This window comes from Stenotrophomonas sp. GD03777, from assembly GCF_029842485.1.
Taxonomy (GTDB): domain Bacteria; phylum Pseudomonadota; class Gammaproteobacteria; order Xanthomonadales; family Xanthomonadaceae; genus Stenotrophomonas; species Stenotrophomonas sepilia.
In genome coordinates, this window is record NZ_JAOCGL010000129.1 from 1 (window position 1) to 9,317 (window position 9,317).

The 9,317-nt window shown below is 68.1% G+C and carries 7 protein-coding genes; 6 read left to right on the plus strand and 1 reads right to left on the minus strand.

All coding sequences use genetic code 11. From position 1 onward, the window contains the following. Positions 1 to 770: phosphoglycerate mutase (locus N5E02_RS18645; protein WP_279946596.1), on the plus strand; the 770-nt coding region annotated here is incomplete at its 5' end. Between the two features lie 99 nt (positions 771 to 869). On the opposite strand, the gene N5E02_RS18650 is transcribed toward N5E02_RS18645, so the two are convergent. Further along, a complete protein-coding gene (locus tag N5E02_RS18650) occupies positions 870 to 1,910 on the minus strand; it encodes a DUF1176 domain-containing protein (RefSeq protein WP_164093550.1) in 1,041 nt (346 codons plus the stop codon). A gap of 158 nt (positions 1,911 to 2,068) precedes the next feature. Between N5E02_RS18650 and recJ the strand changes: the two genes are divergently transcribed. From recJ to N5E02_RS18675, 5 genes are all read left to right on the plus strand, one after another. Further along, positions 2,069 to 3,826, plus strand: a complete 1,758-nt coding sequence (recJ, locus tag N5E02_RS18655) for a single-stranded-DNA-specific exonuclease RecJ (protein WP_065185237.1) — start codon at positions 2,069 to 2,071, stop codon at positions 3,824 to 3,826. A gap of 143 nt (positions 3,827 to 3,969) precedes the next feature. Next, positions 3,970 to 6,882, plus strand: coding sequence for a VIT domain-containing protein (locus N5E02_RS18660; RefSeq protein ID WP_279946597.1), 2,913 nt, complete (start codon positions 3,970 to 3,972; stop codon positions 6,880 to 6,882). Between the two features lie 79 nt (positions 6,883 to 6,961). Then, positions 6,962 to 7,213 carry a hypothetical protein gene (locus tag N5E02_RS18665; protein ID WP_065177618.1) on the plus strand — a complete coding sequence of 84 codons (252 nt, stop codon included), beginning with the start codon at positions 6,962 to 6,964 and terminating at the stop codon, positions 7,211 to 7,213. Next, a protein-coding gene (prfB, locus tag N5E02_RS18670; protein ID WP_279946598.1) for a peptide chain release factor 2 occupies positions 7,136 to 8,261 on the plus strand; the annotation gives its coding sequence in 2 pieces (ribosomal slippage) (positions 7,136 to 7,210 and positions 7,212 to 8,261; 1,125 coding nt in all). The genes N5E02_RS18665 and prfB overlap by 78 nt, the downstream gene beginning before the upstream one ends. Positions 8,262 to 8,306: 45 nt before the next feature. Next, positions 8,307 to 9,089 (plus strand): helix-turn-helix transcriptional regulator, encoded by a 783-nt coding sequence (locus tag N5E02_RS18675; protein WP_065177619.1) that lies wholly within the window; start codon positions 8,307 to 8,309, stop codon positions 9,087 to 9,089. Positions 9,090 to 9,317 lie beyond the last annotated feature (228 nt).

Below are 9,317 nucleotides of genomic sequence, written 5' to 3' on the forward strand. Positions count from 1 at the left end.
CCGCGCCGCACTGGCCGGTGGCCGCGTTGACCCGCCAGCGCGACGTCGGCGATGCCGCCGGCGCCAGCTGGCTGCGTGCCGATCCGGCCTGCATGGTGCCGGACATGCACGGCGCGCGGATGATGGCCTACGGCGAAACACTGCGGCCGACGCTGGCCGACAGCCTCGCGTTGCTGCCGGTGCTGCAGCCATTGTTCGCCGATGCCGGCTTCGTGCTCGACGCACCCGATCCCTCGCGCTGGTACCTGCGGCTGCCGATCGACAGCGAGCTGCCGGACTTCGACAGCCCCGACGAGGTCCTCGGCGATGACCTGTTCTCGCATCTGCCCGAAGGCGAGGGCGGTCGTCGCTGGCGGGCGCTGATGACCGAGGCGCAGGTGCTGCTGCACAACCATTCCTGGAACCAGCAGCGTGCCGCACAGGGACAACAGCCGATCAATTCGCTGTGGTTCTGGGGCGGTGGCGTGATGCCGGTGTCGGTCAGCACGCCGCACGCGCAGGTGCGCAGCCGGGACGCGCTGCTGCAGGGCCTGGCCCTGGCGGCTGGTGTGGCCGTGGATGGCGAGCAGGCGGTGGATGCGCTGGTCGACCTGCGCCAGCTGCGCTCTTTGCAGCAGCTCGGCAATGATGCGATCCGGCCGCTGCTGGCCGCGCTCAAGCGTGGCGAACTGCAGCGGCTGGTACTGGACTTCGAGGACGGCCTGCAGTTCCAGCTGGACCGTGGCCAGCGCTGGCAGTTCTGGAAGAAGCCGCGCCAGCTGCACGACTGACCGGGGTCGGATCCGTTTTCCATCGGAAAACGGCTCTGACCCCTCAGGGTTTGTCGGGGTTGCCGGCCAGCGGTCGGCACTACCGCAGGTAGCGGCGCCTCAACGGACCTCGCTGACCACCGTCGGCAGCGTCCAGTGCCCACCCGCAACGCCCCGGCACTGCCCGGTGGTGAACTCGCTGCTCTTCACGAATCGCGCGCCATCCCAAGCCCAGTCGTGGCCGGAGAAGCAGTCACCGACGCCGCGCCCACGGAAGCGACCGCTCAACGTAGCGTCGTCGCGATCGAAGTCTTCTGCATCGGACGTGACGAAGCGTGCTTCGTACGGCGGCTTGTCCTGCACTACCCAGTAGCCGCTGCTGAAGTTGTAGGCACCCACGAAGCAGCTGGTGCTTGCCAGCACATGTTGGGTGTCCAGTCGCTGGATCTCGATTTCATCTGTCCCGCCCTCGCTCAGGTGGCCGCACTCATCCGGCTTGGGCAGGCTGGCGATCAGTGCCTTGCGCAGGCCCGGTGCTTTCGCCAGTGCCGCGTCCGAGGCGCGCGGTGCCACCAGCGTGCCGCGCACGATCACTGGCACCGGCAACGCCGCAGGCACGCTTGCTTCGGGCTTGTCGCCACGCCGCACCAGCGCACCGGGGGTGCCCAGCCGGCCCTGTGCCTCGTCCATCTTCAGCAGTACGGCCGCTGCACCGCGGTCGGAGATCGGCCAGGCCTTGCCCTTGCCGTCGATGATCTCGATGCGTGCCTGGCGCGGCAGTGCGGCGACCAGTGCATCGGTCTGTGCCTGCTGCAACAACACTTTGTCCCCGTCGCCGGTGTCGCGCACCGGGCCCAGGTCCTTGCCGTTCAGGCGCAGGCGCAGTGCCCCGGTCGGCGTCGGGCTTTCGCCATCCTCGCCATTGCGCAGCCGCGCGATCACCTTCGCACCCGGGCCGCCGGCGCGCTCAAGCATCAGGCTGAGCAGGTTGCCGGGTTCTTCCGGACTGTAGCCGGCGGCGCGGCAGGTGCGGGTGTTGTCACAGGCCAGCGACCAGTCGTTGTGTTCGAATTCGACCCCGGGCCTGGGCTCAGGCGTCGCGGAGTGGGCGGCCGGGGCCACGGTGAGTGCCATCAGCGCGGTCAGCAGGGTGCGGGTCATGGATGGAAGTCCGTTCCAGGGCAGGCAAGCATGGAAGATGCGGTCGTGAAATCCAAATGCTGCTGGCCGAAGAGCCAGGTTGCCTCGTCAGCAGCGGCAGCCGACCGGGGGAGCGGTGCACGTTATGATGTGCGGGTCTTTCGTAACCGGCGATGCCGATGTCCCTTGCCGCCGATGCTGCGCAGCCGCCCTCTGATACACCGCTGATCCGCCGCCGCGATGCGGTCGTGCCCGGCAGCTGGCCAGAGGGCACGCTGCCATTGCTGGCCAGACTCTATGCCAGCCGTGGTGCGGGAACGCCAGAGCTGGCGCTGCCGAAACTGGGCAGCCTACACGCGCCCGAGCTGCTGACCGGTATCGATGATGCAGTGGGCCTGCTGATCGAAGCCATCGCCAACGACAAGCGCATCCTGGTGGTCGGCGATTTCGATTGCGATGGCGCCACCGCCTGTGCGGTCGGCGTGCGTGGCCTGCGCATGCTCGGCGCGCAACACGTCTTCCACGCGGTGCCGAACCGCATGGTGCATGGCTATGGCCTGTCACCGTCGCTGGTGGAAGAGTTGGCCGCGCTGCAGCCGGACCTGCTGGTCACGGTCGACCACGGTATTGCCTGCCATGCCGGTGTCACCGCGGCCAAGGCGCGCGGCTGGCAGGTGCTGGTCACCGACCACCATCTGCCGGGGCCGCAGCTGCCGCCGGCCGACGTGATCGTCGATCCCAACCTGGATGGCGATGCCTTCCCCAGCAAATCGCTGGCCGGTGTTGGTGTGATCTTCTATGTGCTGATGGCGCTGCGCCGGCATATGCGCGAGGCCGGCGTCTTCGCAGATGGCAAGGGGCCGGACCTGACCACGCTGCTGGATCTGGTGGCGGTGGGCACCGTTGCGGACCTGGTAGCGCTGGACCCGAACAACCGTGCGCTGGTCAGCGCAGGCCTGCGCCGTCTGCGCGCAGGGCAGGGCTGTGTCGGCCTGCGTGCACTGATCGAAGCCAGTGGCCGGGATGCCGCGCGACTGACCGCCACCGACATCGGCTTCGCACTCGGCCCGCGCCTGAACGCGGCGGGCCGGCTGGAAGACATGGCGCTGGGCATCGCGCTGCTGCTCACCGAAGATCCGCGCCAGGCGCGCGAGATCGCGCAGACGCTGGAGCAGATCAACGCAGAACGCCGCGCGGTGCAGCAGTCGATGACCGACGATGCCGAGCAGGCCCTGACCCGCGTGGTGCTGGACATGGCCGGGCAACGGCCGGTGGCCGCCTGCCTGTTTGATGCCGACTGGCATCCCGGTGTGGTCGGCCTGGTCGCTTCGAAGATGAAGGATCGCCTGCATCGCCCGGTAATTGCCTTCGCTCCGGCCGAACCGGGCGCCGACACGCTGCGTGGCTCGGCGCGCTCGATTCCCGGCCTGCACATCCGTGACGCCCTGGCGCTGGTCGATGCGCGCCATCCGGGCCTGATCGACCGCTTCGGCGGTCACGCCATGGCGGCCGGCCTCAGCCTGCGGCTTGACCACGTTGATGACTTCAAGGCCGCCTTCGTCGCCGTGGTGCTGGAAATGCTCGACCCGGCGGCACTGCAGCAGCAGGTGCTCAGCGACGGCGAACTGGCCGCGGACGAGCTCGATCATCGCCACGCCGATGCGCTGCGGTTGGCCGGCCCATGGGGCCAGGGCTTCCCCGAACCCCTGTTCGACGGCCACTTCGAAGTGGCCAACTGGCGCGTGCTGAAGGAGCGCCACCTGAAGCTGGAACTGCGCCTGCCGGGCGTGCCTGGCACGATCAACGCGATCCACTTCGGCGGCTGGCACGGCAATGCGCCCGGCCGACACGTGCACCTCGCCTACCGGCTGGCCTGCGACGACTATCGCGGCGGCAGCGCCATCCAGCTGATCGTGGAGCACTGCCTGCCCGCCTGAGAAAAAGGGGACGGAGGGGATTAAGTCGCAACTGGCAAACAGGGCATAAGCGACTTAATTCCCTCCGTCCCCTTTTTGGGTCTCCCAACCCCGTTACGGCTGCTGGTGCGTTCAAGGGTCCACGATCCCACTGGAGTCCGGTCATGGTCTTCGCCCGTTGCTGCATTGTGTTGTTGCTGGCCCTTGCGGCCTGGCCCGCTGGCGCGCAGTCGCCGCCGATCTCCTGGCCGCAGGCCGCCACGCCGCTGCTGATCGCACCGGCGGCTGAGCAGGCGGTCCAACTGCGACACGCCCGCATCGAGGGCGGGGTCCAGGCGGGCATCGCCCAGACCCGGATCATCCTGGAATTCCACAACCCGAACCGGCGCGTGCTGGAGGGCGAGCTGCAGTTCCCCCTGGCCGATGGCCAGCAGATCAGCGGCTTCGCGCTGGATATCAACGGCGAGATGCGTGACGCGGTGCCGGTGCCGAAGGACCGCGGCCGCCAGGTGTTCGAGGAGATTGCCCGCCGCGGCGTTGACCCGGGCCTGCTGGAACAGACCGCCGGCAACCAGTTCCGCCTGCGCATCTATCCGCTGCCGGCCGGCGGCAGCCGGCGCGTGCAGCTGGTGATTCGCGAGCCGTTGGCCTTCGCCGGCCAAGGCTGGCAGTGGACGCTGCCGCTGCAGTTTGCCGCCGGTGCAGCCTCGGTTGAACTGAAACTGCAGGCACCTGGCACGACCACCGCAGGTACGGCGCCATTCCGCATCAGCGCGGGCCAGCTGCAGTGGCAGGGCAAGGGGGCGCAGCTGCCGAAGCAGCTGCAGTGGGATCTGCCGGCGACCCGCCAGGCACAGGTGCAGGTGGCGCCCTGGCAGGATGGCCACTATCTGCTGGCGCAGCTGCCGGTGGCGGCCAGCAGCACGCCGCGCAAACTGCCGAGCGAAATCGGCCTGCTGTGGGATGGCTCCGGTTCGGCGGGCCAGCGCGATCACACACGTGAGTTCGCCCTGCTGGATCGCTATTTCGCTGCGCTGCGCGACGGCACCGTGGCCTTGACCGTGCTGCGCGATCGCGCCGAGCCGGTGCGTCGCTTCCGCATCCGCGCCGGCAACTGGAGTGAACTGCGCGCAGCCCTGCAGGCCGTGCTCCCGGACGGTGCCAGCGCGCTGGCACAGTGGCAGCCGCAGCCGGGCGTGAAGGAATACCTGCTGGTCAGCGATGGCCTGCTGACCTATGGCCCGGAACAGCTACCGGCGATGGCACCCGATCAGCGCCTGTTTGCGGTCAGCAGTGCGGGTGCGCGCACCGATGCCGTGCGACTGCGTGGTTGGAGTGAGGCGCATGGCGGTCGCTTCATCGCGCTGGGCAAGGATGTCGATGCGGCGGCGCACGCGTTGCTGGCGTCGCCGATGGATGTGCAGGTCGATGCGGGACGCGGCGTGCAGGATGTAGTGATCGATCGCCGCAGTGAAGCCCACGGCTGGCTGTGGCTGCACGCACGACTGGCAGCCGACGGTGTGCCGATGCGGGTGCGCGTGGGCGACGGCGAGTGGGAAGCGCTGCCAGCGACGCAGAAGAGCAAGGACGGTGAACTGCTGGCCGGTTTGTGGGCGCAGGCGCGCCTGCAGCAGCTGGCCGCCGACCGTCGTGGCAACCGCGAGGCGATGCAGCGCCTGTCACAACGGTTTGGCCTGGTGGGGCCGGATACCTCGCTGATCGTGCTGGAGACGTTGGAGGACTACCTGCGCTATGCGATCCGTCCTTCGGGCACGCTGCGCGCGGAGTACGACGCCAGGTTTGCAGTGCAGGTCAGGGATCGCGCCGCTGGGGATCGCCAGCGCCTGGATGAAGTGGCCGCCCGCTGGAAGGAGCGCCAGCAGTGGTGGAGCCGTAGCTGGCCGAAGGATGCGCCGCCGCAGGCCAAGGAAATGGCGCTGGACGTTGCATCCGCAGACTACGCAACCGAATCCGCACCCGTGGCGATGCTGGCAGCCCCTGCACCTGCTGCTCCGCCCGCCCCTGCACCGACGGCAGCAGCGGCCGAGCAGCGTATGCAGGCCGCCAGCGCACGCGCGCGTCGTCCGGCGCCCGCGTCGGAGAATGCACTGGATGCGATTGTGGTCACCGGCGGCACGGTCGATGCCGCTGCGGCCGCCAACGATGGCCAGCTCGGCATCCAGCTGGCGGCCTGGCAGCCGGACTCGGCCATCGCCCGGCGCCTGCGCCAGGGCCCGCCGTCGCAGCTCTATGACCGCTATCTGGCCGAGCGCGATGCCCACGCCGACAGCAGCGCCTTCTTCCTCGATGTGGCCGACCTGCTGCTGGAGCAGGGCCAGCGCGAGCTGGCACTGCGGGTGCTGTCGAACCTGGCCGAAATGGATCTGGATAACCGCCACCTGCTGCGCGTGCTCGGTTACCGACTGATGCAGGCCGATGCTCCCGCACTGGCGGTGCCGGTGTTCGAGCAGGTGCTGGCGATGGGCCAGGAAGAACCGCAGAGCTTCCGCGACCTGGGCCTGGCGCTGGCAGCGGCCGGCAAGCCACAGCAGGCACTGGCGCCGCTGTACCAGGTGGTGGTGCGGCCGTGGGACAGCCGCTTCGATGGCATCGCCCTGATCGCGCTGGATGAGCTGACCAACCTGGTGGCCGGCAGCACGCCCCGGCTGGATACCACCGGCATCGACCCGCGCCTGTTGCAGGCGATGCCGCTGGACCTGCGCGTGGTGCTGTCGTGGGACGCCGACAACAGCGACATGGACCTGTGGGTAACCGACCCGAACGGCGAGCGCGCCTACTACGGCAACCGGCTGACCTACCAGGGCGGGCAGATGTCGCAGGACTTCACCGGCGGCTATGGCCCCGAACAGTTCTCGCTGCGCAACGCCAAGCCGGGCAAGTACAAGGTGGAGGCGAACTACTTTGGCAGCCGCCAGCAACTGGTCACCGGCGCGACGACACTGATGCTGCGTCTGACCACTCATTGGGGCACGGCCAAGCAGAAGGATCAGATGGTGACGATGCGACTGAAGGACCGTGCCGAGACCGTGCTGGTGGGCGAGTTCGAGGTTAAATAGTCAACTGCCCCAAATGGCCGTCCGAGGGTGGGCCAAGGAAGACCCTCGTCGACGCCGCTCTGGGGCAAGGAGGCCCTGTGTGGGGGCGGCTGCAGCCTGGCTGGCTCCCCGCGCCAAGGCGGGTACCGCCTGCCTGAATGCAGCGCCGACGCATCACGCTCGCGCCTCCCCGGCGCAGGCCCAGGCCCTCATTCCGGGCGCCCACGGCCTGCGGTATCATTACCAGTCATCTTTTGAATGCATAACCGCCGACATGATCGAACTGAATCCTGTCCGCCAGCGCATCACCGATCTGACCGATCGCGTGCTGTCGCTTCGGGGGTATCTTTGACTACGACGTCAAGAAAGAGCGTCTTGAAGAAGTAACGCGGGAGCTGGAAAGCCCCGACGTCTGGAACAACGCCGAGTACGCCCAGAACCTGGGCCGCGAGCGTTCCAGCCTGGAAAAGACCGTGGGCGGGATCGCCTCGGTGCTCGATGGCCTGAACGACGCCACTGAACTGCTGGAGCTGGCCGAGTCCGAGCAGGACGAGGAGACCGCACTGGCGGTGGTCGCCGACCTCGACAAGCACCAGGCGCACGTGGAGAAGCTGGAGTTCCAGCGCATGTTCTCCGGCGAGATGGACAATGCGGCGGCGTTCGTCGACATCCAGGCCGGTGCCGGTGGTACCGAAGCCCAGGACTGGGCCGAGATCCTGCTGCGCATGTACCTGCGCTGGTGCGAATCGCGCGGCTGGAAGACCGAGCTGATGGAAGTCTCCGGTGGCGACGTCGCCGGCATCAAGTCGGCCACGCTGCGCGTGGAAGGCGACTATGCCTATGGCTGGCTGAAGACCGAGACCGGCGTGCACCGCCTGGTGCGCAAGTCGCCGTTCGACTCCGACAACCGCCGCCACACCAGCTTCACCTCGGTGTTCGTGTCGCCGGAAATCGATGACAACATCGACATCACCATCAACCCGGCCGACCTGCGTACCGACGTGTACCGCTCGTCCGGTGCCGGTGGCCAGCACGTGAACAAGACCGAGTCGGCGGTGCGTATCACCCACATCCCGACCAACATCGTTGTGGCGTGCCAGACCGGCCGCAGCCAGCACCAGAACCGCGACAACGCGATGAAGATGCTGGCCGCCAAGCTGTACGAGCTGGAGATCCAGAAGCGCAACGCCGAGAAGGACGCGGTGGAAGCCACCAAGTCCGACATCGGCTGGGGCAGCCAGATCCGCAACTACGTGCTGGACCAGAGCCGTATCAAGGACCTGCGTACCGGCATCGAGCGTTCGGATACGCAGAAGGTGCTGGACGGCGACCTGGACGAGTTCGTCGAGGCCAGCCTGAAGGCCGGTTTGGCCGTGGGCTCCAAGCGCGCCGATGCCTGATCGACGCGCCTGCGCGGATATCATCGCCTTCCGCAGCGGAGGGCGATGATGCGCAGCGAAAGTGAACGCAAGGAACTCGGTAGCTTCCTGAAGGCCTGCCGCGCCCGTGTCGACCCCGCCACGCTCGGCCTCCCGGCCGGGCGGCGGCGCACCCCGGGCCTGAAGCGCGAGGAAGTGGCGCTGGCCATCGGGGTCAGTGTCAGCTGGTACACCTGGATCGAGCAGGGCCGTGAAGTGCGCGCCTCGCCCGAAGTGCTCGAGCGCCTGGCCAAGGTGCTGCGCATGAGCGACGACGAACGCGCCTATGCATTCGCGCTGTCCGGCTATGGCGTACCGCTGGAATCGCCGGACGAGAGCGTGACCGACGGCCTGCGCCAGCTGGTCGAAGCGATGCAGCCGATCCCGGCCTATGTGCGCAACACCCGGTTCGATATCCTGGCCTGGAACCCGGCCATCGCCGATCTGTTCGTGGACTACAGCCAGCTGGCGCCGCATGAGCGCAACACGCTGCGGCTGATGTTCCTGTACCCGCCGTACCGCACGCTGATCCTCAACTGGGAAGAAATGACCCGCGGCCTGCTGGCCGGCTTCCGCGCGGCGATGGCGCAGGCGCCGGACAAGGCGCCGTTCCTGGCGCTGGTGGAGGACATCGCCGCGCACAGCGAGGCGTTCCGGCGGTGGTGGCCGGAGCACGACGTGCGGCGGTTCGATGAAGGTGCGAAGAAGCTCAACCATCCCACGCGGGGATTGCTGGACCTGCAGTACGTGGCGCTGGTGCCGGAGAGCCGGCACGACCTTTCCCTGGTGACCTACCTGCCGCGAAAGTAGGGGTGTTCGGCAGGGCTTGCAGCCCTGCACCCGCAGAGGCCGAGCAACAGCAACAGCAACAGCGGGCATTCCGTTGGATGGCGGGGCGGTGTGGGTTGGCAGGACACGCCGTAAACCCGTCCATGGGGGCTCGATGGCGCCATCCATGGCGCCAACGGTCCTGCCAACCCACACCGCCCCACCTCTGACAATTTCCCGCGGCTGTTGGCAGGTGTCGACCTTGGTCGA